This is a genomic window from Mycobacterium sp. IEC1808 (genome assembly GCF_002101935.1).
GTDB lineage: Bacteria > Actinomycetota > Actinomycetes > Mycobacteriales > Mycobacteriaceae > Mycobacterium.
In genome coordinates this window covers 29,353-55,139 of record NZ_LQPV01000033.1, presented here as the reverse complement: position 1 = coordinate 55,139, position 25,787 = coordinate 29,353, and the positions used below count along the sequence as shown (strand labels likewise).

The following is a 25,787-nucleotide window of genomic DNA, read 5'->3' as shown; positions in this document are numbered from 1 at the left end:
TCACCGGGGTTTAGATCGCGCCTAACGACAGCGCCTCGCGGTCGGCGAGGAACGGCATTGGCATCCAGCGCGCGGACAGCAACGCTTCCATCGCGTTGCCCGGCACCGGCCGGGAGAGCAGGAAGCCCTGCGCCCGGTGGCACCCGTGTTGCATCAAAGTCAGTGCGGCAGCAGGGGTTTCGACTCCCTCGGCGACCAGTTGCAGGCCGAACGCCTCGGCCAGGCCGATGATCGCCCGGACGATGGCCAGATCGCCGGCGTTGGTGCCCAGGTCGCGGACGAACCCGGTATCGATCTTGAGCATGTCGACCGGGAGGGACTTCAGGTGCGACAGGACCGCATAGCCGGTGCCGAAGTCGTCGATGGCGATCTGGACCCCGACCTCCTTGAGCTCGTGCAGGGTCTTGCGGGTGGTCTCGATGTCGTGCACCACGGCCCGCTCCGTGATCTCCAGGCAGACCGATCCGCCGTCGATGCCGAACTCGTCGATGGTGTCGGCGACGCTGCGCACGAAGCCGCGGGTGATCAGTTGGACGGGCGACACGTTGATGCGCAGGCTCGCGCTCTGCCCTACGCCGTTGGCGCGCCACCGGCTGAATTCGGCGCACGCGCTTCGCATCACCCACCGGCCGAGTTCACCGGCCAGGTTGGTCGATTCGGCCACCCCGATGAACGAGTCCGGCAGCAGTAGTCCCCAGATCGGGTGCCGCCACCGGACCAGTGCCTCCGCCGCCACGATGGCGCCGGTCCACAGGTCGACCTCGGGCAGGTAGTGCAGCAGCAGCGCCTCGCTGTCGATGTCGCCCTGCAGGTGCAGCTCGATGTCGTTGCGGAAGGCACTCTTCAGCGACATGTCGTCGGTGGACAGCGCCACCTGGTTGCCGCCGGCGCGCTTGGCGGTCAGGACCGCCTCGTCGGCCCGGCGCAGCAGGTCGGTGCTGTTGTCGCGCCCCGGCATGCCCACCGCGAGCCCGATGCTGACGGTGCGGGTGATCATGTGTCCGCCGATGGCCAGCCGCTCGCGCAGCATCGCCCCCAGCCGGCGGGCGAACGACTCCGCCGTCCCCGTTGACATCGGCTGGTCCGGGATCACGACGAATTCGTCGCCGCCGAGCCGGGCGATCATGCTCTGGTTGCCCGCGCACACCCGGATCCGTTGCGCGAACACCCGGATGAACCAGTCGCCCGCGGTGTGCCCGAGGTAGTCGTTGATCGGCTTGAGCCGGTCCAGGTCGAGGTACAAGACGGCGACCGGCCCGGGGCTTCCCGGCGCGAGCCGTTCGGACAGGTGCGCGACCAGCGCCCGCCGGTTGTACAGGCCGGTCAGGTCGTCATGCTCGGCCAGGTAGCGAAGCTTCTCTTCGGCGGCGATCCGCGCCTGCAGCTGCGCGAACAGCGCGGCGATGGCCTCGAGCGTGTTGATCTCTTCTTGCTTCCACTTGCGGGAGCCGTTCTTGACGAAGCCGAGCACGCCCGTGGTGGCCTCGCCCGAGACCAGGGGCGCGGCGGCCACCGAGGGCGACGTTGGCTGCTTGGAGCCGCCCAGCCGCCGGGGAAACCCGCGGTTGTTCTGCTCCGGCCGGATCACGACCGGCTTGCGCCCGTGCTCGCACTGGGCCAGCACCGGGTCGGCGCTGGTGAAGTGGACGACGGCCAGCGGATCCGGGTCCGGAACGTCGGTGCGCGGCGGCCACTCCGCCACCAGCACCGAGGCGCGGATGTCGTGGTCGTGGTGGCGCAGGAAGCAGGCGTCGAGATCGAATTGCTCGACGAGCTGCGCGAGCACCTTCTCGCTGACCTGGGTCGCGGTTGATCCCGTCGCCTCCATCAGCTGGGTTGCCACGGAGGTGACGACGAGATCCAGGCTTCGCGGCAAGGACTCCTCCGATGGGCATGTCCCAGCTGGGCTTGGCCGGTTCGGGGGCCCAATCAGGGGATGTTCGTCTTCCAGTTTGCACTCCCCCGATGCACGCCGATGCGCATTGGGGAGCCCCATACTTTCGCGGTGGCTGCATTCGGCCCGGGGCAGGTCACGAATAGATGCGAAGCGTATCATTTCCGACCCGGCGCGGGGCCCGCTTGAGACCGGCTCCCCAAAGCCCCCAAAAAGGATGGGAGACCACCGCAGATGCCCGTCGGACGCACGGCCAAACGTTGGCTCGCGCCGGCGGCAAAGACGTTGGCGCCGCGGCTGTTCTGGCGCCGCAAGTACGGCATCCTGCAACGCCTCGGCGAGGCGCGCCCGGACGTGCGGCTGGTCGCGTCGCTGTGCGATCCCAACCGCGTCTCGCTGGACATCGGGGCCGATGTCGGCGAGTTCACGATCGCGATGCTCGCATCGTCGCGCTCGGTGATCGCGTTCGAACCCCGGCCGGCGCAAGCGCGCGAGTTGGCGTCGATGTTCGACGCGGTCGGCGCGCCGGTCCGGGTGGAAGCCATCGCGCTCTCCGACACGCCCGGCGTCACCACGATGCGGGTGGTGGAATCCGACCCGGGCCGCAGCACGATCGATGCCGACAACGCCCTGGGCGACGCCGGCGGTGACGCGGTGCAGAGCATCGAGGTGCCGGTCAAGCGGCTCGACGACCTGAGCCTCGGCGACGTCGGCCTGGTCAAGATCGACGTCGAGGGCCACGAACTGGCCGTGCTGCGTGGCGCGACGGAGACGCTCGCGCGCAACCGGCCCGCCGTCCTGGTGGAGGCCGAGGAACGCCATCACCGCGGCGCCGTTGCCGCGATCACCGAGCTGCTGACGGGACTCGGGTACGAGGGCTACTTCGACACCGGTGACGGGCGGCGGCCGATCGAGGAGTTCGACGCGGCCCGGCACCAGGACCCGGCCAACATCGGCGGGCGGGAAGACGGCTGGGCGGCCCACGGCGTCTACGTCAACAACTTCGTCTTCCTCCCCAAGGGCGTGTGAAACAGCTCACAGCTCTGCCCGGACTGTCACGGTCGGCCGGTCCGCGGTGTCTCAAGGGCACGAGTTCCGTGAGAGAAGGAGACAGAAATGACCCAGCCGGCCGCCCCAAGAACCCACGTCGTCGTCGTCGGCGGCGGATACGCCGGAACCTTGGCCGCCAATCACCTGCGCCAGCGCCCCGACGTCGACATCACCCTGGTCAACCCGCGCCCGGTGTTCGTGGAGCGGATCCGCCTGCATCAGCTGGTCGCCGACACCGGCGCGGCGATCGCCGACTACGACACGCTGCTGGGCGAGGGCATCGGGCTGGTGATCGACGCCGTCGAGCGCATCGAGGCCGCCGACCGCCGCCTGGTGCTGGCCTCCGGCGCCGAGCTGGACTACGACTACCTGATCTACGCCGTCGGCAGCACCGGCGCGATGCCGCTGACCGTGCCGGGCGCCGCCGAGTTCGCGCACTCGGTCGCCGATCTGGAAAGCGCGCAACGGCTGCGCTACGCGCTCGCCGACCTGCCGCTGGGTTCGCCCGTCACCGTCGTGGGCGGCGGGCTGACCGGCATCGAAACCGCGTCCGAGCTGGCCGAGCTGGGGCGCCCGGTGACCCTGGTGTGCGGCGGCATCCTTGGCCCCTCGCTGAGCGAGAAGGGCCGGCGGTCCGTGGCCAAGCAGCTGCGCCACCTGGGCGTCAACGTCCTCGAATCCGCTGCCGCGAGCGAGGTGCGCTGGGACGCGGTGGTCCTCACCGACGGCGCCATGCTGCCCAGTGCGGCGACGGTGTGGACGGCGGGCTTCGCCGTGCCGGACCTGGCCGCGCGCAGCGGGCTGAGCACCGACTCGCTGGGCCGGCTGCTCACCGACGAGACGCTGACCAGCATCGACGACCAGCACATCGTCGCCGCGGGTGACGCGGCCGCGCCGTCCGGGCAGCCACTGCGGATGAGCTGCCAAGCCGCCGGCCCGCTCGGGGTCCAGGCCGCCAACACGGTGCTCAGCCGCATCGCAGGAGAAGCGCCGGCGCTGCTCAACCAGGCGTTCACCGGCCAGTGCATCAGCCTCGGCCGCTCGCACGGCACCATCCAGCTCGCCCGCAAAGACGACACCCCGGTTGAGTTGTACGTCGGGGGTCGGTTCGCGGCGTCGGTGAAGGAGACCGTCTGCAAGGGCACGCTGTGGTTCATTCGCCGCGAGGCCGCCAAGCCCGGCTCCTACTTGTGGCTCAAGGGCGGCAGGCGCGTCGCGCAGTCCCCGGCGGACGAACAGGTCGCGCTGCCGTGACCCGTTCGACCGAGCACGCCGAACGATTCACGGTGCTGCGGCCGTTGCTGTTCACGATCGCCTACGAGATCCTCGGCTCGGCGACCGAGGCCGACGACGTGCTGCAGGACAGCTACCTGCGCTGGGCCGACGTCGACCTGTCGGCCGTGCGTGACACCAAGTCGTATCTGGCGCAGCTGGTCACCCGGCAGGCGCTCAACGCGCTGCGGGCCGACGCGCGCCGCCGCGAGGAGTACGTGGGGCCGTGGCTGCCCGAGCCGCTGCTGCTGGACGACCAGGACCCTTCGGCCGATGTCGTTCTGGCGGAATCGGTTTCGATGGCGATGCTGGTCCTGCTGGAGACGCTGAGCCCCGACGAACGGGCGGTGTTCGTGCTGCGCGAGGTGTTCGGCTTCGACTACGGCGAGATCGCCGAGGCGGTCGGCAAGCCGGCGCCGACCGTGCGTCAGGTCGCGCACCGCGCGCGCGAACACGTGCGGGCGCGGCGGAAGCGCTTCGACGCAACGGATGCCGAGCGCAACTCCGAAATCACCGCTCAGTTCCTGGCCACGGCGGCAAGCGGCGACGTGGAGGCGCTGATGGCGATGCTCGCCCCGGATGCCACCTGGACGGCCGACAGCGGCGGCATCGTCAGCGCCGCCCGCAGGCCCGTGGTCGGCGCCGAGCGGGTGGCCCGCGCGATCGTGGGGCTGATGCGCAAGGCCGCCGACGTTGCCGGGGTGCGCGTGGACATGGTGACCTGCAACAGCGCCCCGGCCGTGCTGCTCTACCTCGGTGAACAGCTCGAAGGCGTGATCACGCTGGAGATCGCCGGCGACAAGATCACCAACTTCTACGTGATGCGCAACCCGGAGAAGCTGGCGGCGATGGCCACCGCTCGCGACATCAGCCGCGGCTAGGCGGCAGACTAGGGCGGTGCGAACCGACCGGCTTGGCGACCTCGGCGCCGCGCCCCGGGTGCTGCGCGCCGTGGGTGATGCCGCCGGCCGCCTGGGGTTGCCACCGCCCGCCGCGCTGACCGGCGAGTGGTTCGGTTCGCTGGCGGTGATCGCGCCGAGCCTCGCGGCGCGGCCGGTCGCCGCCGCCGACGCCTTCGCGGTCCGGCTGGGCACGCCCGCGCCCGGCTCGGAGGCGGTCGGCGGCGGCTGGGTCGGCTACCTGTCCTATCCCGATCCCGCCGCCGACGGCCGGGCCAACCGGATCCCCGAGGCCGCCGGCGGCTGGACCGACTGCGTCCTGCGCCGCGACCGCGACGGGGCCTGGTGGTACGAAAGCCTGTCCGGCGCACCGATGCCGGGCTGGCTGGGGGCCGCGTTGGCGGCGAGGCCGGCGCCGCCGCGCGATTGCCGCATCGACTGGGGCGGCCCCGACCGGGCCGCGCACCGCGGCGGGGTACTGGCCTGCCTCGAGTCGATCCGCGCCGGCGACGTCTATCAGGCCTGCGTATGCACACAATTCACCGGGACGGTCAGCGGGGCTCCGCTGGACTTCTTCGTCGACGGCGTGGCGCGCACCTCACCGGCCCGGGCGGCCTACGTCGCGGGGCCGTGGGGCGCGGTGGCGTCGCTGTCCCCGGAGCTTTTCCTGCGACGACGCGGTGCGACCGCGACGTCCAGCCCCATCAAGGGCACGCTGCCGCTCGACGCCTGGCCGTCGGCGCTGCGGGCGTCGGCCAAGGACGTCGCGGAAAACATCATGATCGTGGACCTGGTCCGCAACGACCTGGGCCGGGTGGCGACCGTCGGCACGGTCACCGTGCCCGAGCTGTTGGTGGTGCGGCGCGCGCCCGGCGTGTGGCACCTGGTGTCCACGGTGTCGGCGCACGTCCCGCTCGAGCTGCCGACGTCGGCCCTGCTGGACGCCGCCTTCCCCCCGGCGTCCGTGACCGGTACCCCCAAACACCGTGCGAGGGAATTGATTTCGCAATGGGAGCACAGCCGCCGCGGCATCTACTGCGGAACAGTCGGCCTGGCCTCCCCGATCGCCGGATGCGAGCTGAACGTCGCGATTCGCACCGTCGAGTTCGACGCGGGCGGCGGCGCGGTGCTGGGCGTCGGCGGCGGGATCACCGCCGACTCCGATCCCGACGCCGAATGGGAGGAATGCCTGCACAAGGCGGCCCCGATCGTCGGGCTACCGTTGGTCGCGACACCGGCTCAAGCCGGCTAGGAGGCCGGCCGGTGAAGCACCGGAGCCTCGGCCGTGAATTTCGGCTAACACCCCACGCCACGTGCCGCTTTTGCTTAAGCTTCATGGATTGACCCGCGCCGATCGCGAGTCGACTGCCGGAGGGGGCCGTCATGAGAATCGCTGTCCTGGGCGCCGTCGCGTCCGCCCTGATGGGCGGGACGCTGGCGGTCACGCCCCTGACCTCGGTCAGCACGCCGCTGCCGGCCGCGGGACCCTGCGGCAGTGGCGGGGCCCCCTGCCAGAAGGTGGCGTCGGTCCTGATGCCCGAGACGCCGCCGTCGGCGCCGGGCACGCAGGCCGCTCCCGCAGCGAATACCGGCGGAGACGCCCCCAAGCCGGTCGCAGAGGCCACCAACCCGGCAATGCCCGGCGGATCGGCCACACCGGGCGGGTCCGCGGCACGAGCGATGCCCGGGCTGGGCGGATCGGGAGGCGGCGCGCCCGCCGCGGCGATGCCGGGCGGGTTCGACACTGGTTTGCCCGACTCCGCGGCCGCCGTCCTGCCGCAACTGCCCGGCGCCATCGACAACGCGGCCGCGATCTCCGCCGCACCCGCCGGGGCACAAACCGCCTGGTCGATCGTTCAGGGCGTCGTCGGTGTGGGAACCACCGTGGTCGGCGTGGGAACCAGCGTCGTGGCCACCGCGTCCACCGCCGCCATCGCCCTCGCCTACCTCAAGAGCACCGGCCTGCTGCCGGCCGGCTTCACCCTGGGCGTGCCGGCCATCCCGGGGCTCACCGCCGCGGCGGCGGCCGTTCCGGGGGCGGCGGCCGCCGTCCCGGGCGCGGCGGCGGCCATCCCGGCGGTACTGGCGGCCGCTCCGGGCGCCCTCCCAGCACTGCCCGCGCTGCCGGCGTTGCCCGCGGCTCCCGCGATTCCGGCGGGGCTGCCGGCCCTTCCCGCTGCCCCGCCGCTGCCCGGCCCGCCACCGCTGCCGCCGCACCCCCAAATCTGCACGCCGGGGATCGGTCCCCTCAAGGCCTGCACGCCTTAAGAGAGCTACTCGGCGCGTAACTGCAACACCGCGTCGTAGAGCTGACGCGTCCGCACGTCCGGATGCGCCGCGGCCACCTCGCTGCACGCGTCCTTGACGCGCACGCCGCCGGCAACCATCGCCTCCACCTCGGCCACCAGCAACGGCAGGTCGGCGCGCGGCGTCGCGCCGGCGAGCACCACGGTGATCTCGCCCAGCACCCCGTCGTTCGCCCACGTGGCCAGCTCCTCCAGCGAGCCGCGCACCACTTCCTCGTGCACCTTCGTCAGCTCTCGGCAGACCACCGCACGGCGGGCGCCGCCGAGTTCGTCCACGGCGTCGCGCAGGCAGGCGGCCAGCCGCCGCGGCGATTCGAAGAACACGCAGGTGCGGCGCTCGTCGGACAGCGAGGCCAGCCAGGTCCGGCGCGCCGAATTCTTGCGCGGGGCGAACCCCTCGAAGCAGAACCGCTCCGACGGCAGGCCGGACACGGCCAGCGCGGTCGTCACTGCGGACGGCCCGGGCAGACAGGTCAGCGGAACCCCGGCCTCGACGCACGCCGCGACCAGCCGGTAGCCGGGGTCGCTGATCAACGGCATGCCGGCGTCGCTGACCATCAGCACCGTCGCCCCGGCCTTCATCGCGTCGACGAGGGCGGGCACCCGAATGGCCTCCACCCGGTCGTACAGGCTGACCACCCGACCCTTGATCTCGGCTTCCAGCGCCTTGGCCAGCATCCGCACCCGCCGGGTGTCCTCGGCGGCCACCACGTCGGCGTGGGCCAGCGCGTCGACCAGGCGCGGCGAGGCATCCAACGGCTGTCCCAGGGGCGTCGCGCCCAGCAATAGGCGACCGGAGGTCATGACGGACAGCCTACGATCGACGTGATGACCGCCCCGCCCCGCGAAAGCGCCGTCGCCGAGCGCGAGCGTGTCGTACCCGTCGACAGCCCGGGCCCGCTGGTTCCGGTGGCTGACTTCGGGCCGACGGACACCATTCGCGGCTGGGTCGCGACCGGGGTGATCACGGTGCTGGCGACGGTGACCCGGTTCCTCAACCTGGGCTCGCCGACCGATGCCGGCACGCCCGTCTTCGACGAGAAGCATTACGCGCCCCAGGCGTGGCAGGTGCTGCACAACCACGGGGTGGAGGACAACCCCGGGTTCGGCCTGGTCGTGCACCCGCCGGTCGGCAAGCAGTTGATCGCCCTCGGCGAGGCGGTCTTCGGCTACAACGGGGTGGGCTGGCGCTTCACCGGCGCCCTGCTCGGGGTCGTCATGGTGGTGCTGGTGATGCGGACCGTCCGGCGGATCAGCCGCTCGACGCTGGTCGGCGCGATCGCCGGGGTGCTGGTGATCTGCGACGGCGTCAGCTTCGTCACCGCGCGGACCGCCCTGCTCGACGGCCTGTTGACCTTCTTCGTGGTCGCCGCGTTCGGCGCGCTGATCGTCGACCGCGATCAGGTGCGCTGGCGACTGCACGTCGCGCTCGTGGAGGGCCGCAGCGCCCAAACCCTATGGGGCCCAAGGCTTGGCGTGCGTTGGTGGCGCTTCCTCGCCGGGGTGATGCTCGGATTGGCTTGCGGCACAAAGTGGTCCGGCCTCTACTTCGTGCTGTTCTTCGGCGTGCTGTCGTTGGCGTTCGACGTCGCCGCGCGGCGCCAATACCAGGTGACCCGGCCGTGGCTCGGGGTCTTGCGGCGCGACCTGATTCCCACCGGCTACGCGCTGGCGCTCATCCCGTTCGCGGTCTACCTCGCCAGCTACGCGCCCTGGTTCGCGTCCGAGACCGCGATCGACCGCCACGAGGTCGGCCAGTCGATCGGCCCGCACTCCGTCGTCCCCCTGCCCGACGCCATTCGCTCGCTCTGGCACTACACCGCCAAGGCGTTTCAGTTCCACGCGGGCCTGACGAACTCCGCCGGCAACTACCACCCGTGGGAATCCAAACCGTGGAGCTGGCCGATGTCGTTGCGCCCGGTCCTCTACGCCATCGACCAGCAGAACGTCCCCGGCTGCGGCGCCCAGTCGTGCGTCAAGGCGGAGATGCTGGTGGGCACCCCGGCGATGTGGTGGCTGGCGGTGCCGGTGTTGCTCTATGCCTGTTGGCGAATGCTGGTCCGCCGGGACTGGCGCTATGCGGCCGTTTTGACTGGCTACTGCGCGGGTTGGCTGCCGTGGTTCGCCGACATCGACCGGCAGATGTACTTCTTCTACGCCGCGACGATGGCGCCGTTCCTGGCCATGGGCATCGCGCTGATCTGCGGCGACATCCTCTACGCCCGCAACCAGAACTCCGAACGGCGCACGCTCGGACTGATCGCGGTCTCCTGCTACGTGGCCTTAGTGGTGACCAACTTCGCGTGGCTGTTCCCGGTACTCACCGGCCTGCCGATTTCCCAGCAGACCTGGAACATGGAGATCTGGCTGCCCAGCTGGCGCTGAGTCGTCTTTGTCGGCGAGCAGACGCAAAAGCCCCTAAATCGCGTCAAATTAGGGCGCTTTTGTGTCTGCTCGCGGTAGAGAACTACACCGGATCGCGCGCGGCGGGGCACGACATGCACCGGGGGCCGCCGCGGCCGGTGCTCAATTCGGACCCGGCGATGGTGAGCACCTCGATGCCCGCGTCCTGCAGGCGGGCGTTGGTCTGCGCGTTGCGCTCGTAGGCGACGACGACGCCGGGCGCCAGCGCCAAGGTGTTGTTGCCGTCGTCCCACTGCTCCCGCTCGGCGACGAGGGGGTCCAGCCCGGTGTCGATCACCCGCAGCTTGTCGATCCCCATCGCCTTCGCCGCTGCCTCCAGGAACGGCGTCTCGTCGCCGATGGTGACGCCGTCGGGGGTGCGCTGGATCGTGTATGCCGACAGCGTGTCGACGATGTTCGCGTACATCACCACGGTGTCGGTGTCGACCATCGTGCACACCGTGTCCAGGTGCATCTGCGCGCGCCGCTGGGCGATCGGCACCGCGAGCACGGTGTCGGCGAGATCGTCGTCAAAAAGGCTGCGCGCCAACGCTTCCGCACCGGCGGGGGTGGTCCGTTCACCAACCCCGACCGCGATCACGCCGGGAGCGAGCAGCAGCACGTCACCGCCCTCGACGGGGGCGGTGCGCGACTCGTAGGCGCGCCGCACCCCGGTGAACCGCGGGTGATGGGCATAGATCAGGTCGGTCAGCGACGCCTCGCGAACCCGCGCCCGCAGCGCCAGGGTCGGGATCACCACCCGTGGCCCGATCCAGATCGACGAGTCGCGGGTGAACACCAGGTTCGGCAGTGGATCGATCACGAAATCCGCCCCGTGGTGCATGCGAAGCACCAGCGAGACCTCGGTGCGGGTGTCCGGCGGCAGCTCGTTGAACGTCATGCCGCCCATCAGCACGTTGGCCAGCGTCACCGGGTCGAGCCCCCGCAGGTAGGCCGAAAGCTCTTGCGCCAGTGGCATTCCGAGCCGGCGAGCGTCCACCGCCGCCGCGACACCCTGCATCCGGGCGGCCCCGCTGTGGTTGAGCGCCTCGGTCAGCAGATCCGACAGCAGCAGCACCTCGACGCCGCGGGAACGCAGCAGCTCGGCGAACTCGTCGTGCTCCTCCTGCGCCCGCGCGACCCAGGGCAGCCCGTCGAAGAGCAGCTGGTCGTTGTTGCGCGGATTGAGCCGGCACAGCTCCGCGCCGGGGCGGTGCAGGATGGCGACCCGAAGCACGCCCACCTCGGAATTGGTGCCCAGCTCAACAACACCCACCCTGAAAACGGTAGCCGGTCGCAAGGCCGGCCCACTCCTCATCGAACGGGTGTGCGATAAAATGGGCACCGTGAGCATCGCGGTACAGGGCTCGCTGTTCGAGCACACCGAGCGCAGACAGCTCGGTGACGGCGCCTTCATCGAGATCCGCGCCGCCTGGCTGGCCGAGGCCGATGAACTGTTCGCCGACCTCCTATCGACCGTTCCATGGCGGGCCGAGCGCCGCCAAATGTACGACCGGGTGGTCGACGTGCCGCGGCTGGTCAGCTTTCACGACCTGACGGTCGAGGATCCCCCACACCCGCTGCTGGGCAAGCTGCGGCGGCGGCTCAACGACATCTACGCGGGCGAGCTCGGCGAGCCCTTCACCACCGTCGGATTGTGCTGTTACCGCGACGGCTCGGACAGCGTAGCCTGGCACGGCGACACCATCGGGCGCAGCAGCTCGCTGGACACCATGGTGGCGATCGTCAGCCTGGGCGCGACGCGCACTTTCGCGATGCGGCGGCGCGGTGGCGGCCCGTCGCTGCGGCTGCCGCAGGCCCATGGCGATCTGCTGGTGATGGGCGGCTCGTGCCAGCGCACCTGGGAGCACGCGGTGCCCAAGACCTCGGCGCCGATCGGCCCGCGCGTCAGCATCCAGTTCCGTCCGCGCGACGTGCGCTAGCGGCGCTGCCGCAGACGCGGCAGCAATGTCCCAGCCGGGCGCCGTGGGTCGCCGCCATCGGCCTAGCGGCCTACGAACGGACCGCGGCGACCGCCTTGACGAGGAGGTCGCGCGCGCGTTGGGTGTCGATCTTGGCCACCGGCTGGTCCGGAATGACCAGCGGGTTGGCGATCACGATCACCTGGTAATCACCGAATTGGGCCGAGTAGTCGTACAGCTCACCGGTGCGCGCTCCCCCGCCGACCACGGCCTGCAGGACGCGGTGCACGCCCGCGGTGCGGGCCCCGTCGATGTGCGGCGCGTCGATCGCCTCGATGCCGCCCCGTACCCCGGTCCCGGCGAATGCGACCTTGGCGCAGTCCTTCCCGGGGTCGTTGAACGGCAGGGCTTTTGACGTCTCCAAGGCGATGACGACGAACCGGTTGCCGTTGCCCTCGGCGGAGACGGCGGCCATGTTGCCCTGCAAGTCGGGTGGCATGTCCGGGCCGACCGCCACTTTCGCGCAGTTCGCCGGGTCAAAAGTCAGGCCGTCGGGCAGTTTCCGGGCCGAGAGCAGCTTGGGGTCGACGCCCCGGACGGGGATGTCGGTGACCTTGTAGTCGGGCCCGAAGCTCGACTTGACGTCGACGACCTTGCCGATGTCGGCCTTGACGGGGGCGGGATCGTTGCCCGACGAGCATCCGGCGAGCACGCACACGGAGGCGGTCGCGAGCAACACCTTCAACATCGTGGCCAATCTACCCAACGGGGATGCTCAGCCGCGCAATGTGGACACCGTTTTGACGAGCAGATCGGCGGCGAATTGCGGCGGCAGCGCGGGCAGCGTCGAACCGGGGTCCGTGGTCAGGGTGGTGAACGCGTAGTACTGGCCGAGGTAGGCGGTGAAAGTGTATGCGCGCGAATCGATTTCGGTGCCCGACTCGACGGACGACTTGGTGTCGGCCACCATGCCGAGCGTCGCGGCGCCGTCGATGTGGGGGGCGTCGATGAGGCGAACGCTGGCCGTGGTGTGGCCGTCGCTCATGGTCCACCGCCCGCACGCCGCGACGACGCCCTGGTCGAGGTCCACCGGCCCCGGCAAAGCCACCACCACCGCGTCGACGATGCCGCCGGTCCCCGACCCGGAGAAGCCCTGCGCGGACTGGTCGCGTCCGTTGCCCGGGTCGGCGAGCGTCGCGCACGGCGGCGGCTTGGCGCTCGCGGCGGCCTCGAGGCTCCAGATCACCCTCGGCGACGCCCCGCTCGGGATGTTGGTGGTCACCTCGTAGTGGGGTGGCAGCTCGCCGACCACCCGCTTGATGTTGGCGGGGTTGACGGTTGCGTTGGGGGCGGTGGCCGATTTGGTGGGCGCGGCCGACGGCGCGGGCGCGTGGGCGTGCGCACACGCCGTCATCAGGACAACCGGAATCCCAATCCACAACGGCCGCATGCCCGTTCAGCCGACCGCTTCGATCACCTGACGGGCGACGCGCTTGATCTGTTCGGCCATGTGACGGCCGAAGATCAGCCGGCGGGGCACGTCGATGACGGTGGTGATGACGCCGACGTCCTCGCGCTCCCAGACCGCGCCGTAGTGGTCCATGATCGCTCGCATCGGCCCGTTGTCGGAAAGCATTCGCGCGGAGAATCTTTCGACGCCGTCGACCCTGGCGGCGATGGACAGCGCGCTGATCAGGAAGCTCCCGATTCCCCGGCCCTGGTAGGCGTCGGCCACGGTGAAAGCGATCTCGGCGGTTGTGGGATCGCTCTCGTCGCGGACGAAGCGGGCGTCGGCCACCGGGTTGTCCCCGTCGGTCACCACCCACACGAAGTGATCGACGTAGTCGACCTCGGACAGGTAGTGCAACAGCGCCGGGGTCGGCATGCGGGCCGTCATGAACCGCCGATACAGGGTCTCGCTGGAGAACTGGATGTGGCCGTGGACGGTGCGCTCGTCGTCGCCGGGCAGCACCGGGCGCAGCATCAGGCGGGTGCCGTCGCGGACCTCTATGGGGATCGGGGTGATGAATGCGGCCAGCCGCTGGCGCACCGTGCGCAGCAACCGCGGCATCACCCCCGGCAGGTGCACCATCCAGGTGAAGGCGTCGTTGTCCCCGATCCAGCCGGTCAGCGGTTCGGCCGTGGTGACCGTCGCGATGCGCGGGATACTCCGCAACAGGGCGATCTCTCCCACGATGGTGCCGGGCGTCACGTGTCCGGCGTTGACCGTGCCGTCGCTGTCGACCCGCTTGATCTCGGCGGTGCCCGTCGAGATGAGCAGGAACGAAACGGCCTGCTCGCCCTGCTGCATCAGCACTTGGCCGGCTGCCGCGCGCAGCGGCTGGAGACGGGCCGCCAGCGGCACTAGGTCCTCGGTAGTGCAGCCCTCGAAGATGTCCATTGTTGCGAGCTCTTCGGCTCGCGCGCCGGTCAGTTCGGCCACCACGACAATCCTACGGGTTGCCGGGACACGCTCCGGGTCGGCGCGCTCCGGCGCCGGGACGGTCACGCCTTACTTGCCGCAGCCTTCCGCACCGTCGGGTGGGGAACCGGCACGGTCAAGCCGGAACACCGCTTGGTTGAAGCGGTCCGAACTCGTCGCCTTCTTCCCGTCGGCCTGAATGTACTGAAGCTGAACCGTTGCCATGAAATCTCCGACGGCCCGCAGGGTCGGGCTGTTGAACGCCACTCGATAACAATGGTCGCGCATCAGATCCCAGGCGACCGTCGCGTCGGAAGGCAACTCCTGCCACACCCGCCGTAACACCTCGAACCGGTCGACCGTATGCATATTCAAGGAGTAGCCGTGGATTCTGTCGGTGCCCTGGTCGGATACGTCGCTGTAGACGGCGCCGCCACGCGCGAGGTACTCCGGCAAGCTGGGATCTCGACCGTAGGCGTTGGGAGCCGCGGCGTTTGGCGTGTGCGAGTCGTCCCAAGCGGCCCGGGTGGTTCCAATACCGGGAACCGACTCGCCTTGGACGGCTGACGCGGCCGGCACCAACGCGACGGCGGACGGAGTTGCCGGTGCGGCCGGTGTGCTCGCCGGCGATCGCGAACACCCCGCCGTGGCACTGACCAGGACGCAGCCCACCGCGATCGCGACTCGCACCGAGGGTGTTGATGAGAACGACATACGCCGCTCCTCAGCTAGGGAGGCCAGCTACAAACGGACTATTTAGTAATAGACCATATTACAATACTTTCTGTATCATCAGATGGGTGAAAACAGACCTTAAGTCTTTCGGCGACGCGGCGGGCTCCGCGGCCCCGATGAAGGCGCAGCCCCGCCTCGGGCTGGCGCTGTCGTGGCCGAAGACGACGTCGGCGTTCCTGATCGACGTCGCAGTACTCGTCGTGGTCAGAAAGCTCGCCGGCGGACCGCAAACCGCGATGTGGTGGGGCGGCGTCGCGGTCGCCGTCGTGGCGACGGCGGCCTTGCTGCTCACCTACCGCGGGATCACGGTCATCTCGGCCCTGGCCAGGTGGCTGTGGGACTGGTCGGCCCCCGACATCTGGGACTCGTCCCCCGAGCCGGCGGCGGCACTGAGCACGCCGGAGTCCGCCCCTACGCGGGGCGAGATACTGAATCCCGGCTGCACCGCGGCGATCGATCATCGGCGCCGCTTCGGCCGCCGCGTGGTCGGAGTGCGCGGATACCGGGGCCAGCTGGTCGCCGTGGTGGCCCTCGACGGGCCGGCGGACGCACCGCCCCATCACCAGACGGCCTCGTCGACTACCTTGCCGGTGCTGGCGGTGGCAACGGGACTGCACCACTTCGATGTGCGCCTGGACGCCATCGACATCGTCTCGGTACGACGGCGGCACGCCGCCGACGGTAGCCCAGCGGGTTTCGAGCACCGTACGTGGCTGGTGTTGCGGATGGATCCCCAGCGCAACGTCGGCGCGGTCGCGGCCCGCGATTCGCTGGCCTCGACTTTGGCGGCGGTCGTCGAGCGGCTCGTCGACGATCTGAACGGTCGGCGCTGCGCGGCCCGGCCCTTGACTGCCGACGAGTTCGCCGAGGTGGACGCCGCCGTGGCGGCGGGACTGCAACCGGCTTCGACTCGGTCGGGATTGCGCCACCTCAAGTGTTTCGACGGGTACGCGACCAGCTTCTGGGTGTCACCACAGGACATCACGTCGGAGACGCTGGACCGGTTGTGGCTGGACGACACCGATGTCACCGTGCTGACGATTCGGCTGAGCGCCGCTGCCGGCCGGGTCCACGCATCGGCTTGGGTCCGCTACCACAGCGCGGAACCCCTGGGCAACGATGTCTGCGTCGGGTTGAATCGGCTCGTCGCCCGCCAGCTGGCTGCGGTGCATGCGAGCCTGCCGGCCCCGGTGAAGCGCCCGCCGCTGGTCGTGCCGGGACGCCCGCTGCGCGACGACGAACGACTCGAAATAGGTTTGGGCCAAACAGAACTGGACGCTGCATCGGAGGAACACCCGATGAGCGAGGCCGCAGCGGTCTGAGTATCGCCGCAGTCAGACCGGGAGTTCGACGGCCGGCGTGTCGCGACCGGGCGGCCACACCGGCTCCCGCTGGCGGGCGGATCCGACACTTCGAAACTCGACGCCGTGCCGCACGAGACAGCCCTGGCCGGGCAATACGTCGGCGGCCTCGATCAGCCCGAGCAGCGAGTCGGAACGAAATGGGAACGGGACGCCGGCGAGCTCGAGCAGCCGTAAAACGGCCATCACGGGGCGGGCGGGCACGGGCAAGCTGGGCCGGCGTTCACGTTTGACCGAAAGGCCCGCGAAGATCGACGGCAGGTCGACCGGCTGCGGATTCGCCAGCCCGATGACCTCGCCCGACAGCTCGTCGAAGTGTTCGATCACCGTGCCGATCGCCTGCGCCACATCGTCCTCGTGTGCCAGGAAGAGCTTGGCGGATTTGAAGCGCGGCCAAAGCGGCAGACCAGAAATTTTCCGGAGCGTGCCCGCCATGCCCCCGGGCGATTCTCCGTAGACCAGACCGGGACGGACGACGACGCAACCCATGTCGAGGGCAGTGCGTTCTACTGCCAGCTTCATCAGACCGTAGGCCTGCCGTGTCCCGAAATAGGCGGACATCGACGAGACGAACACGACTTTGCCGACGCCGGCGGTCACGGCGGCTTCGATCAGCCGGCGCGAACCGATCACGTTCTCGCGCCAAAGTTGGCTCGTATCTTTCCCGCTCAGTACCCAAGCAGCGTGGACGAGCGTGTCCACGTCCTGGAAAATTGCCTTGTCCAGGGGTCGACCGAGTTCGAAGTGGCGCCACTCGGTGACTTGGAGTTCGGGTCGCCGACGCGTCAACGCGACCACCTCGTCGCCGCGATTGGAGAAATGGTCCGACAGAACCGATCCGAGGTAACCGGTCGCACCCGTGATCGCCACCCGGTCTGAAGTCATCGCGATCCCCCTAGGGCTTCGGTGGCGATTCGGTGCGCATTCGCCATGATCGTCAACGTGAACGTGGTCGCCGCCACCGTCGGAAACACCGAGGCATCCACGAGATGGACGTTGCGCCAAGGCTTTACCCGGCCGAGGGAGTCGCTGGCGAACGGGCCGAAAGGCTTCGCCTGCATGGGAAACGATCCCCCGTAGTGGTAACTCTTCGCCGGTCCGGAGAGCTTCGTTTGGCCCGGTACCGGGTGCAGGTCGAGCGCTCGACCGCAACGCCGGAGTTGTCGGAGCACCCGCTCGAGCATCGGCCGCGTCGCCTCATTGCGGCCCGACGTCACCCGGACCGGCGGTAGCGACCCGTCGGCCTCGACCCGGCCGATGCGAAGTTCGACGGGGGGCGAGGCCCACGAGGGCAGGTAGCCGAGGCCGACGGTCAGGCGCCGCAGGCCCGTTCGGGCGAGCGCGCTGAGCGACCCAGAGGTCAAGACGCCCGGCAGCGCCCCCAACATGATGTCGTTGTACGGGTAGCAATGCACGAGTGCGGCTTCTTTGCCGTCCCCGTCGAAGGTGACGAAGATGTTGAACTGGTTGAGCGTGAACTCGCCGTCCTGTGTCAGCTCGGCGACCGGCCGCATCGACAGGAACGGCGTCATGAACTGAACGGATTCCGCCAATCTGATGGAGCGATCCGTGAGTCCGAGGGAGCCCGCGACGATCCTCGTCGTGCCGATCGCTCCCGCCCCGACCAAGACGCGATCCGCACCGAAAATCCGCCGCCGCCCCGTGTCGACTTCCGTGGCGTGAACCGACACACGACCCGCCGCGTCCTCCTCGATGCGGTCCACCCGCACGCCGGACCGGTAATCCACCCGGCGCTGTGCCCTGAGCCGATCGAAAGTCTGCGACGCGGAATAGATGAGCTGGTACGGGCAGCCGGTCATGCACAGGCCGACCCGACGACATGCCGATCCCTTCAGCGCCAAACGCGCATGACCAACCGTCACCCCGTGCCGCCGGACGGCGATCCGATTCCGTTCGTAGCGCCGCAGCACCGACGACGTGCGATCGGTGACCGCGGGCAAATGCTCGGGAGCACCCATCAGCGGAAAGGTCTCCTCGAGGTCGTCGGCCTCGCCCGAATACGGGATCTGGCTGAGGATTTCGCGGTAGTGCGGTTCCAGGTCGAGGCGCGAGATCGGCCACGTTTTGAACGTCCCCGTCGAATAGGGCATCACCTGTGCCCCCCACGTGTTCGAGAACCCGCCGTAGGCCCCCGACACCACCAGAGGGTTGGCCTCACCGTCCGCGTCGATGTCGTCGAGTTGGCCCGCGTTCGCGAACACGAAGTTCGACCCGTATATCTGCTTGACCGGAAGCTGGCCCGCAACCGTGGCCTTCGGAAGCGCGGAGACCAGGTCCAAGTCGTCCGCACTCCAGCGGTCTGGCGACGTGCTTGCCATGGCCGCCCGGGCGGCCTGTCGCCCGTCCTCGAGCTGAGTGCCCAGATCCAAAACGGTGACCGTCGCCTCGCGAACACCTTCAAGCGCCAGGGCGGCCGCGGCAGCCGACGGACCAGATCCCACGATCACAATTTCCATCGGACCTCCTGGACCCGCAGCGCGATCCGGTGTAGCGCAGTCGGTGAAGGGTGCGCGCCATGCCCATTAGCGGGTCTATCGTATCTTTTGACGCATATTAAGCCTCTTACAGTCTTGCTGTCACGTGATACGCTGACTAAAAAGATGATTTAAGCCAATATCACCGACTACCAGTCATCACCCATCCCCGCCACGTTGGACCGCAACGAGACCCTTGGGAAGCACATAATGCCCGCTCTCAGCCCGACCAAGCGACGCGCGAGCCATGCCCTAGTCGGGTACATGCGCGCATGCGTCGCGAACGAACACCTGCCGATGCTCGCCAAGAAAGTCTTCGTGAACCGATGCAGCCAGCTGCTCACGGCGCTCGGCAGCGAGCCGGACGAAACGCCGGTGGAATCCATTTACGGGACCAAGTTCATCGCCGGCCTGGACAGCTCAGCCATCACGTCCTGCCTCCGCTTCCGCGGCACCTACGAACCGGTGCTGTCCGAATTCATTCTGCGGCACGTCCAGGAAGGCGATATCTGCGTCGACGCGGGCGCCAACATCGGTTACTTCACCCTTCTGTTCGCCAAGCGCGTCGGTCCGTCCGGGAAGGTCATCGCGATCGAAGCCGCGCCCGACACCGCGCGGCGGCTGCGCACCAACGTCGAGCTCAATGGGGCGGGCAGCATCGTCCACGTCGTCGAGGCGGCGTGCGCCCCGGAGAAAGGCGAGCTCACCTTCTACCTGCATCCCAGCGTTGACGCCTTCTCCCGGCTCAGCCCACCGGCCAAGGGCGATTTTGACCGCCGCTTCACGGGAAACACCTGGATTCCCACCGCCGTGGCCGCAGACACGCTCGCGTCCCTCGTGGGTGCCGACGCTCCGCGGGTCTCGTTCATCAAGGTCGACGTCGAGGGCGCGGAAACGGCCATCGCACCCCAAATCGCCGCTGAATTCACCCATCCCAACCTGGTGGTGGCACTCGAGGTGAGGACCGAAATCGAGGCCACGTTGCGGCCGTTCCAAGAGCAGGGGTTCCACGTCTACGACATGCACAACGATTATCGGTGGGTGTACGAGGACAAGGTGCCGGCGATTACCGAGGCGGCATACCGCGACTTCTCCCACCGGGGGTGGCGCGAAGCTCGAGCGCATGCCGCCGACGTTCTCCTCAGCCGCCAACCGCTGGCTCTGTCCTGAAGATCTGCGCAGCAGCACCAGGCCCGGCGATGACTCAAAACTACTGTGCAGCAAGGGCGTTCTCCACAAAGGTCCTCAGGCCCGGGTTGAAAGCATCCGTCGTGACGATCGCGGTCGCCGCCGTCGTTCTGACTGGCTGCTCGACGTCGAACGCGCCGGCTGCGCCGCAGGGCGCCCCGCCGAACCCGGCCCGGGTCTTCGCCACGACGGCTCAGGTGCTTCAGGCCGTCCAAGCGGCCCAAACCATCAACGCCCTACCCGATGCGGTTGGCTACTTTTTGACCAAAGCCGACTGGCCGATGGCCACCGGGCACTTCGACTGCCACCAGGTCGACCCGCACGAGGTCGGCCTGCCCGCGAATGTCCTCGACCCCTCCGTATCCGAGTTCGGGCAGTGCGCGGCCGGCGCCGAGCACGGCACCAAGCTCATGGTGACGTTCGGGGACTCCCGCGCCGGGATGTGGGGAGCCGCGCTGGAAAGCATCGCCGCGAAAGGCGGCTACCAGCTGCGGACCTTCCACATGGGCGACTGCGCGCCGCTGGATCTGCCCTTCTTTTCATATGAGAAGCACGTCCCGGACGGAGACTGCGCCCAATTTCGCCGGAGCGCGATCGCCGCGATCCGAAATCTGCATCCAGACCTGGTGCTGGTGACCAGCTTCAGCACCCATATGCTCGCCGACGGCAGCCAGCCCACCCCCGCTCAATGGCAAAAAGGCTGGGAGACAACGCTAAAGGAACTCGCCCAGCCGGGTACCCGGCTGGTGATGCTCGGCGACATCCCCGACTGGGAAAACGACGACGCCCACTGCCTGGCCGGCCACGTCATGGCAGTGCAGAAATGCAGTGTGCCCCGCGCCGAGGGCACGCCGTCGGGAAACCTCGAGGCCGAGCAGGCCGCCGCCGCCATCGCCCAGGCGCTCTACATCCCCACCCTGAACTGGGTATGCGCCGAGCGATGCGAGCCCGTCATCTCCGATATCCGCGTGTACCAAGACCGGTTCCACTTCACCAACACCTATACCGTCTACCTCACCGGCGCACTCGGCGAGGCACTCCAACCTGCACTCACCTAGGCGGCGTCAATGCCATCCGTCAGCATCCTCACGGCGACGTATCAACACAGTGCGTTCATCGGGACCTGCATCGAAAGTGTTCTCCGGCAGACAAATCCCGACTGGGAGATGATCGTCGTCGACGACGGTTCGCAGGACGGCACCGCCGAGATTGCCGAGTCCTTTAAAGATCCGCGAATTATCGTCATCCGCAGGCCCCACGAAGGAATCGGCGGACTGGCGCGTGGGTACGAGTTGGCACTCGCCAGCGCGAAAAGTCCGATTGTCGCGATCTTGGACGGCGACGACACCTGGCCCGATCAAAAGATCGAGCACCAGCTGCCGCTGTTCGCCGATCCTGGCGTCGTACTCAGCTACGGGACAGCGGGTCTCATGGACGAGAACGCGGTGACCTACGCGAAATACTGGCACAAGCCGCGCGGCGCCGTCGCCCGCAACGAACCGGTTGGCTCGATCCTGCCCGCCCTGGTGCGACTCAACTTCATCAACGCGTCGACGGTGATGATTCGGCGGACGGCCCTCGACGAGGTCGGGGGGTTTTGGCAACCGGAGAACACGAATTACGTCGATCTTCCCACCTGGCTCCGGCTCGCAATGACCGGTAAATTCGCCCCCTCACCCAGGCTCCTCGGCAATTGGCGCCGGCACTCGACGCAGGTGACGACGCGCAGCTGGTTCAACACCACCAACGACAGGACTCGCTTTCTCGAGACGTTCCTGTCGGACGTCAGTGACCGCCTTCCGCCGGGCATCACCGCTGACCTGGAAGAGGCGGTGCGCGTGGACAGCTCCCGGCAGAACGAGGAAGCCGAAATCGCCCGGGGGCGCATCGAATTGATCTCCGGAAACTGGGCAGCGGCCGTCGACGCATTCTCGACGGCATTTCGATCCGGAGGGACCGGGATGCGTCCGGTCGCCGCCGTCGGCATGCTGTGCGCGTTGGCCCGGACTGACATGGAAGTCTTCGTCAGGGCGAAGGGACGCCACGCGTTGCCGTCGCGACGGCACCTCGCAAGACACGGACTTGCCGGTCGTCCTGGCAGCTTCGCGGTGGACGGCGCTTGATCAGCGAACGTTCGCCACGTGCCTCATGCGCCTGCGCCGGTCCACATAGTCCTCGTGCCGCCCAAGCTTTTCGCGGACACGGCCGGCCAATTCCGTTCCGGCGGTCGGCCCGACGAGCAGCGCTCGATCCGGTGCGATCCCGGCGGCGTGGGCGGCGGCAATATCGGTGGGCTGATCGCCGATCAGCATTGAACGGGCCAGGTCCAGGTTGAGGTCGCGCGCTGCGGCAAGGATCAAGCCGGGCTTCGGTTTCCGACACTCGCAATATCTCTGCGCCGGGTCGGCGGACCGCGGATGGTGGGGGCACGTGTAGATCGCGTCGATGGCGATCCCGTGCGCGGCGAGCGCGGCGACAAGCAGGGCGTGGATGACCATGACGTGCGATTCGGTTGCCTTACGGGTGCCGATGCTTCCCTGGTTGGTGACGACGACTAGTGCGGCACCGGCCGTTTGGGCGGCGGCCGCCGCCTCGAGCGCGAGGTCTATCGGCTCGAAGTCGCTGGGCTCGATGACGTACCCGTCGACGATATGCCGGTTCAGGACCCCGTCGCGGTCCAGGAACAGCGCGGGCCGAGGCGTCGTCGTGGCTTCAGTTCGCTGGTAGCGCAGCATGAATCGGGGTCGCTGTGAGGGCCTTCGATCGCACGTCACCGCTGGGCAAGTTCGCGAAAGAAATCGGTATAGCAATCAGCGTTGGCATCCCAGCTGTGCGGATTATCAAAGCGCGTACCGACTTTCGTCATGGATCGCAGCATGGCGTCGCGCAGCCCGACCGGATCTCCCACGTCGGCGAAAACGACTCCGCCGTAATTTTCACAGGCCTCTTGAAGCGCGGTCACCTTCGTGGTGACCAGGGGCAGGCCCGCTTCCATCGCCAAGTTGACCGGTCCCGAGGCCGAGGCACGGCGATACGGGACGACTATGACGTCTGTTGTTTCGAACAAGTCTCTGACTTGGTCTTCCGGAAGAAATCCCAGGATGATCTCGTGATTCTCCGCACCCGTGTCTCGAATAGTTTGCAAGGCCTCCTCCGTGCCGCCCCATGGCTCGCCGGCCACCGTCAGATGGGCACGCACCCCGTCGCGCATCAGCATGGAAAAGGCCTCGGCGAGTTCATCGATGCCCTTGTAAGGGCGGATGACCCCAAAGAAGAGAAACCGCACTGGATCTCCCTCGCTGCGCACCCTTTTCTTGGCGGCGGATTCACCATCGCCCACGTCCTCCAGCGGTCCGGGAAATACCACCGAAAAGGGCAGTCGCCGCAGGCAGGGATAAAACTGCTGCATCACATCGATGTCGGACTTGGAATGAACGACCACCCCGGAGACCAACCGCGCCAAAAGGCGCATCACCACCCGGGCGTATGACGTGACGAAGGGAACCGCCGCCTCACCGACGTCCGTTGTTTCATGCATCTCCAACACCACCGGCGCGCCGATCAGCCTGGCCACCAACGCAACCACCAGGTAGCTGTGCGCGGTCAGCGCCGCCCACCACTGGAGCAGGACCACCTTCGGTCGCCGCCGGAGGAGGAACCGGATCGAACGAAAAATTGAGGCGCCCCAATACCAATCGAGGCCCTCACATGTCGGAATGCCCTCGAGGTGCAGGGCCTCGGGGCCATACGTTCCGACCCTGTCGCGTCCGGGGTAGAAGCGACGCGGGCACAGCTCCCTGATCAGTAGGGCGCTCACGGGATCGCCGCGACGCGCGAAGGCATTGGCTATCGCGGCGTTGTGGTATCCGACGGCCGAGAGGAAACGAGCGCCCGGGCCGACGAGCATGACGGCGTCGGATCCACCATCGATATCCGATGGCCGCATCCCGCTCGTTTGGCCGGCTGGAGTCGCCTCAACGCGCATGGGCTTTGGCGGAGAAATCTCGATCACGCTCACACGCCCGTGGTGTCGAAGAGAAACGCGTCTGCGCTTCGCTCGATCGGGAAGAGCTCCCGCTCCACCAGAGCGAAAATCATGTGGCCACACATGATGTGAAGCTCCTGTATCTTGGCCGTCTCGCTGGCAGGCACGTTCAATTGATATTCGGCGATGCCCATGTCTCTGGGCTGGTTGCCGGTGAAAGCCACGGTGACGACACCCATCGCCTTCGCGGCCTCGAGCGCCCTGACGACATTCACCGAGCGACCCGAGGTCGAGATCCCGATGAGAACGTCCCCGGCACGCCCGAGCGCTTCGACCTGCCGGGCGAAAACGAATTCGTATCCGTAATCGTTACCGATCGCGGTGAGGGCCGAAGTGTCAACGGTCAAGGCGATCCCGGCAGCAGGAGCGCGATCGTAGTTCTGGCGGCCGACCAACTCTGCGGCCAGATGCTGCGAATCTGCGGCCGATCCGCCATTTCCGCAGAACATTATCTTTCCGCCCGACCGCAAGGATTCGATGATCGCGCACGAGATATCCGCCAAAATTGTTGCGTATCGCAGATCTTGCAAGGCGTCGAGGCTGGCACGGGTTTTCGCCATCTCTCCGTCGATGAATGCAAGCATTTCGGTGTTCATCGCAGCGCCCACGCTACCGCTCCTTCCGATACAAAATGTGCCGGCTGTACCGCGCCGAAGTGCAAGTCGCCCAGAGCCCGCGTGACCGCCGGCCGCCGGACCGGGTCCGTGAGGAACAGGACGTATCCCCCGCCCCCTGCGCCCGACACCTTTCCCGCGAGGGCGCCTGCCGCAAGCGCGACATCGAAGCAGTGTTCGATGCGGGGAGTCGAAATGCCCTCGGCCAGTTTCTTTTTCATTCGCCATCCCCGCTCGAGAACTCCGGCGAGCTGGACCAGATCCCCCTTCAGCAAGGCCTCCTTCATCGCAACCGCCTCTTCCTTGAGTTCGTGGGTAGCTGCGAGTTGCGACGCGGAGCCCGCTGAAATGTAGGTGGTCTGGCGCTCGATGATTTCGGCGGACTTGCGCGAAACCCCGGTGTGGAACAGCACAATCGATGCCTCGAGCTCGCGCAGCGTTGCCTCCTTGATTCGCAACGGATTCACGATGACCCGTCCGCCGGGCCCGAACTCCATCACGTTGAAGCCACCGAACGTCGCCGCGTATTGGTCCTGACTTCCCCCGGCCTGGCCGTAGTCGTTGCGCTCGATCTCGAAGGCGAGCCGTGCCACGTCGTACTCGCCGAGCGGCAAGGCGAAGAACTCGCGAAACGCCTCCACCACCGAGACGACCAGGGCTGACGAAGAGCCCAAGCCGGATCCGGGAGGTGCGTCCGACACCGTAGTCAGACGAAGACCCGGCCGACCCAGATCGAAATCGCGAGTCAGGCGTTCATAGATGGTTTGGTGCAGGGTCAGCGGTGGCGACCCGGCCGGCTTCGGCCCGTCGGCGACGGGGTCGTTCACCTCGATATCGGGTGCGCGGAACTCGATGGCGCCGTCCGTGGTCTCTTCCAGGGTGGCGTAGCAGTATCGGTCGATGGTGGCATTCAGGACGATGCCGCCATAGGTGTCGCAATACGGCGACACGTCCGTTCCGCCTCCGGCAAGGCCGATCCGCAAGGGCGCACGGGAACGGACCCGGTGGGCCGGCCGCCGCCTGTCGCGCTCGCGGAGACCCGTGTTCGCCTGTAACCAGTAGTTGGCCGTCACAGTGTGTGCGGGCATGTTTTGTCCCTTGGCTAATTGTTGCCGGCAGCGAGAGCAGGGTGTAGAGCCGCGAAACGGCACGGCGTCCCCAGCGACAGCGCTAGTCGAGGC

24 protein-coding genes are annotated in these 25,787 nt (G+C 68.2%); 11 read left to right on the top strand and 13 right to left on the bottom strand.

From position 1 onward, the window contains the following. Positions 1 to 10 precede the first annotated feature (10 nt). Positions 11 to 1,876, bottom strand: a complete 1,866-nt coding sequence (locus AWB92_RS19230) for an EAL domain-containing protein (protein ID WP_085188497.1) — start codon at positions 1,874 to 1,876, stop codon at positions 11 to 13. A 252-nt stretch (positions 1,877 to 2,128) separates the two neighbouring features. Between AWB92_RS19230 and AWB92_RS19225 the strand changes: the two genes are divergently transcribed. The 5 genes from AWB92_RS19225 (at position 2,129) to AWB92_RS29485 (ending at position 7,383) form a co-directional block, all read left to right on the top strand. Continuing rightward, positions 2,129 to 2,923 carry an FkbM family methyltransferase gene (locus AWB92_RS19225; protein WP_085188495.1) on the top strand — a complete coding sequence of 265 codons (795 nt, stop codon included), beginning with the start codon at positions 2,129 to 2,131 and terminating at the stop codon, positions 2,921 to 2,923. A gap of 87 nt (positions 2,924 to 3,010) precedes the next feature. Beyond that, positions 3,011 to 4,198, top strand: coding sequence for an FAD-dependent oxidoreductase (locus AWB92_RS19220; RefSeq protein ID WP_085188493.1), 1,188 nt, complete (start codon positions 3,011 to 3,013; stop codon positions 4,196 to 4,198). Beyond that, positions 4,195 to 5,097, top strand: a complete 903-nt coding sequence (locus tag AWB92_RS19215) for an RNA polymerase sigma-70 factor (RefSeq protein WP_085188491.1) — start codon at positions 4,195 to 4,197, stop codon at positions 5,095 to 5,097. Before AWB92_RS19220 ends, AWB92_RS19215 begins: the two co-directional genes overlap by 4 nt. Before the next feature lie 16 nt (positions 5,098 to 5,113). Further along, a complete protein-coding gene (locus AWB92_RS19210) occupies positions 5,114 to 6,367 on the top strand; it encodes an aminodeoxychorismate synthase component I (RefSeq protein WP_085188489.1) in 1,254 nt (417 codons plus the stop codon). Positions 6,368 to 6,498: 131 nt separating this feature from the next. After that, positions 6,499 to 7,383, top strand: a complete 885-nt coding sequence (locus AWB92_RS29485) for a hypothetical protein (RefSeq protein ID WP_142282182.1) — start codon at positions 6,499 to 6,501, stop codon at positions 7,381 to 7,383. Between the two features lie 5 nt (positions 7,384 to 7,388). On the opposite strand, the gene rsmI is transcribed toward AWB92_RS29485, so the two are convergent. Continuing rightward, positions 7,389 to 8,225, bottom strand: a complete 837-nt coding sequence (gene rsmI, locus AWB92_RS19200; RefSeq protein ID WP_085188485.1) for a 16S rRNA (cytidine(1402)-2'-O)-methyltransferase — start codon at positions 8,223 to 8,225, stop codon at positions 7,389 to 7,391. A gap of 24 nt (positions 8,226 to 8,249) precedes the next feature. Between rsmI and AWB92_RS19195 the strand changes: the two genes are divergently transcribed. Further along, positions 8,250 to 9,806 carry a dolichyl-phosphate-mannose--protein mannosyltransferase gene (locus AWB92_RS19195; protein ID WP_068137794.1) on the top strand — a complete coding sequence of 519 codons (1,557 nt, stop codon included), beginning with the start codon at positions 8,250 to 8,252 and terminating at the stop codon, positions 9,804 to 9,806. 82 nt (positions 9,807 to 9,888) lie between these two features. Here the strand turns inward: AWB92_RS19195 and arcA are convergent, their stop codons facing one another. After that, on the bottom strand, positions 9,889 to 11,100 hold the full coding sequence (gene arcA, locus AWB92_RS19190) for an arginine deiminase (protein WP_085188483.1): 1,212 nt from the start codon (positions 11,098 to 11,100) through the stop codon (positions 9,889 to 9,891). Positions 11,101 to 11,170: 70 nt separating this feature from the next. Here arcA and AWB92_RS19185 point away from each other — a divergent pair, with 70 nt between their 5' ends. Further along, positions 11,171 to 11,767, top strand: coding sequence for an alpha-ketoglutarate-dependent dioxygenase AlkB (locus tag AWB92_RS19185; protein ID WP_193791412.1), 597 nt, complete (start codon positions 11,171 to 11,173; stop codon positions 11,765 to 11,767). Between the two features lie 70 nt (positions 11,768 to 11,837). Here the strand turns inward: AWB92_RS19185 and AWB92_RS19180 are convergent, their stop codons facing one another. From AWB92_RS19180 to AWB92_RS19165, 4 genes are read right to left on the bottom strand one after another with little or no spacing between them, the layout of a single operon-like run. Next, positions 11,838 to 12,494 carry a DUF5642 family protein gene (locus AWB92_RS19180; protein ID WP_085188479.1) on the bottom strand — a complete coding sequence of 219 codons (657 nt, stop codon included), beginning with the start codon at positions 12,492 to 12,494 and terminating at the stop codon, positions 11,838 to 11,840. Positions 12,495 to 12,521: 27 nt separating this feature from the next. Then, the gene (locus tag AWB92_RS19175; RefSeq protein ID WP_085188477.1) at positions 12,522 to 13,196 is read right to left on the bottom strand and encodes a DUF5642 family protein; all 675 of its coding nucleotides are present in this window, start codon (positions 13,194 to 13,196) and stop codon (positions 12,522 to 12,524) included. 6 nt (positions 13,197 to 13,202) lie between these two features. Then, complete coding sequence (locus AWB92_RS19170; protein ID WP_142282188.1) at positions 13,203 to 14,198, bottom strand: GNAT family N-acetyltransferase; 996 nt, start codon at positions 14,196 to 14,198, stop codon at positions 13,203 to 13,205. A 60-nt stretch (positions 14,199 to 14,258) separates the two neighbouring features. Then, positions 14,259 to 14,882 carry a hypothetical protein gene (locus AWB92_RS19165; RefSeq protein ID WP_142282181.1) on the bottom strand — a complete coding sequence of 208 codons (624 nt, stop codon included), beginning with the start codon at positions 14,880 to 14,882 and terminating at the stop codon, positions 14,259 to 14,261. Positions 14,883 to 15,019: 137 nt separating this feature from the next. On the opposite strand from AWB92_RS19165, the gene eccE reads away from it, so the two are divergent. Next, positions 15,020 to 16,225 carry a type VII secretion protein EccE gene (eccE, locus tag AWB92_RS19160; protein ID WP_085188473.1) on the top strand — a complete coding sequence of 402 codons (1,206 nt, stop codon included), beginning with the start codon at positions 15,020 to 15,022 and terminating at the stop codon, positions 16,223 to 16,225. A gap of 12 nt (positions 16,226 to 16,237) precedes the next feature. Here eccE and AWB92_RS19155 read toward each other — a convergent pair whose 3' ends face one another. Then, a complete protein-coding gene (locus AWB92_RS19155) occupies positions 16,238 to 17,134 on the bottom strand; it encodes an NAD-dependent epimerase/dehydratase family protein (RefSeq protein ID WP_158090388.1) in 897 nt (298 codons plus the stop codon). An 11-nt stretch (positions 17,135 to 17,145) separates the two neighbouring features. Then, positions 17,146 to 18,741 (bottom strand): GMC oxidoreductase, encoded by a 1,596-nt coding sequence (locus AWB92_RS19150; RefSeq protein ID WP_085188469.1) that lies wholly within the window; start codon positions 18,739 to 18,741, stop codon positions 17,146 to 17,148. A gap of 228 nt (positions 18,742 to 18,969) precedes the next feature. Between AWB92_RS19150 and AWB92_RS19145 the strand changes: the two genes are divergently transcribed. The 3 genes from AWB92_RS19145 (at position 18,970) to AWB92_RS19135 (ending at position 22,070) form a co-directional block, all read left to right on the top strand. After that, the gene (locus tag AWB92_RS19145) at positions 18,970 to 19,929 is read left to right on the top strand and encodes an FkbM family methyltransferase (protein WP_085188467.1); all 960 of its coding nucleotides are present in this window, start codon (positions 18,970 to 18,972) and stop codon (positions 19,927 to 19,929) included. A gap of 101 nt (positions 19,930 to 20,030) precedes the next feature. Beyond that, complete coding sequence (locus tag AWB92_RS19140) at positions 20,031 to 21,005, top strand: SGNH hydrolase domain-containing protein (protein ID WP_085188464.1); 975 nt, start codon at positions 20,031 to 20,033, stop codon at positions 21,003 to 21,005. Between the two features lie 9 nt (positions 21,006 to 21,014). After that, complete coding sequence (locus AWB92_RS19135; protein WP_085188463.1) at positions 21,015 to 22,070, top strand: glycosyltransferase family A protein; 1,056 nt, start codon at positions 21,015 to 21,017, stop codon at positions 22,068 to 22,070. On the opposite strand, the gene AWB92_RS19130 is transcribed toward AWB92_RS19135, so the two are convergent. The 4 genes from AWB92_RS19130 to AWB92_RS19115 are packed head-to-tail and all read right to left on the bottom strand — an operon-like array spanning position 22,071 to position 25,694. Continuing rightward, positions 22,071 to 22,682 (bottom strand): HAD-IIIA family hydrolase, encoded by a 612-nt coding sequence (locus tag AWB92_RS19130; RefSeq protein ID WP_085188460.1) that lies wholly within the window; start codon positions 22,680 to 22,682, stop codon positions 22,071 to 22,073. Between the two features lie 35 nt (positions 22,683 to 22,717). Continuing rightward, on the bottom strand, positions 22,718 to 23,965 hold the full coding sequence (locus tag AWB92_RS19125) for a glycosyltransferase family 4 protein (RefSeq protein WP_142282180.1): 1,248 nt from the start codon (positions 23,963 to 23,965) through the stop codon (positions 22,718 to 22,720). Next, on the bottom strand, positions 23,962 to 24,600 hold the full coding sequence (locus AWB92_RS19120) for an SIS domain-containing protein (protein WP_239645728.1): 639 nt from the start codon (positions 24,598 to 24,600) through the stop codon (positions 23,962 to 23,964). Before AWB92_RS19120 ends, AWB92_RS19125 begins: the two co-directional genes overlap by 4 nt. Next, complete coding sequence (locus tag AWB92_RS19115) at positions 24,585 to 25,694, bottom strand: hypothetical protein (RefSeq protein ID WP_085188456.1); 1,110 nt, start codon at positions 25,692 to 25,694, stop codon at positions 24,585 to 24,587. Before AWB92_RS19115 ends, AWB92_RS19120 begins: the two co-directional genes overlap by 16 nt. Between the last annotated feature and the right edge of the window lie 93 nt (positions 25,695 to 25,787).

Bases quoted from the DNA above. Each gene is read 5' to 3' on its own strand.
- AWB92_RS19225 (WP_085188495.1), top strand. From the start codon at position 2,129: ATGCCCGTCGGACGCACGGCCAAACGTTGGCTCGCGCCGGCGGCAAAG.
- AWB92_RS19220 (WP_085188493.1), top strand. From the start codon at position 3,011: ATGACCCAGCCGGCCGCCCCAAGAACCCACGTCGTCGTCGTCGGCGGC.
- AWB92_RS29485 (WP_142282182.1), top strand. From the start codon at position 6,499: ATGAGAATCGCTGTCCTGGGCGCCGTCGCGTCCGCCCTGATGGGCGGG.
- rsmI (WP_085188485.1), bottom strand. From the start codon at position 8,225: ATGACCTCCGGTCGCCTATTGCTGGGCGCGACGCCCCTGGGACAGCCG.
- AWB92_RS19195 (WP_068137794.1), top strand. From the start codon at position 8,250: ATGACCGCCCCGCCCCGCGAAAGCGCCGTCGCCGAGCGCGAGCGTGTC.
- AWB92_RS19180 (WP_085188479.1), bottom strand. From the start codon at position 12,494: ATGTTGAAGGTGTTGCTCGCGACCGCCTCCGTGTGCGTGCTCGCCGGA.
- AWB92_RS19175 (WP_085188477.1), bottom strand. From the start codon at position 13,196: ATGCGGCCGTTGTGGATTGGGATTCCGGTTGTCCTGATGACGGCGTGT.
- AWB92_RS19165 (WP_142282181.1), bottom strand. From the start codon at position 14,882: ATGTCGTTCTCATCAACACCCTCGGTGCGAGTCGCGATCGCGGTGGGC.
- eccE (WP_085188473.1), top strand. From the start codon at position 15,020: ATGAAGGCGCAGCCCCGCCTCGGGCTGGCGCTGTCGTGGCCGAAGACG.
- AWB92_RS19150 (WP_085188469.1), bottom strand. From the start codon at position 18,741: ATGGAAATTGTGATCGTGGGATCTGGTCCGTCGGCTGCCGCGGCCGCC.
- AWB92_RS19145 (WP_085188467.1), top strand. From the start codon at position 18,970: ATGCCCGCTCTCAGCCCGACCAAGCGACGCGCGAGCCATGCCCTAGTC.
- AWB92_RS19135 (WP_085188463.1), top strand. From the start codon at position 21,015: ATGCCATCCGTCAGCATCCTCACGGCGACGTATCAACACAGTGCGTTC.
- AWB92_RS19130 (WP_085188460.1), bottom strand. From the start codon at position 22,682: ATGCTGCGCTACCAGCGAACTGAAGCCACGACGACGCCTCGGCCCGCG.
- AWB92_RS19115 (WP_085188456.1), bottom strand. From the start codon at position 25,694: ATGCCCGCACACACTGTGACGGCCAACTACTGGTTACAGGCGAACACG.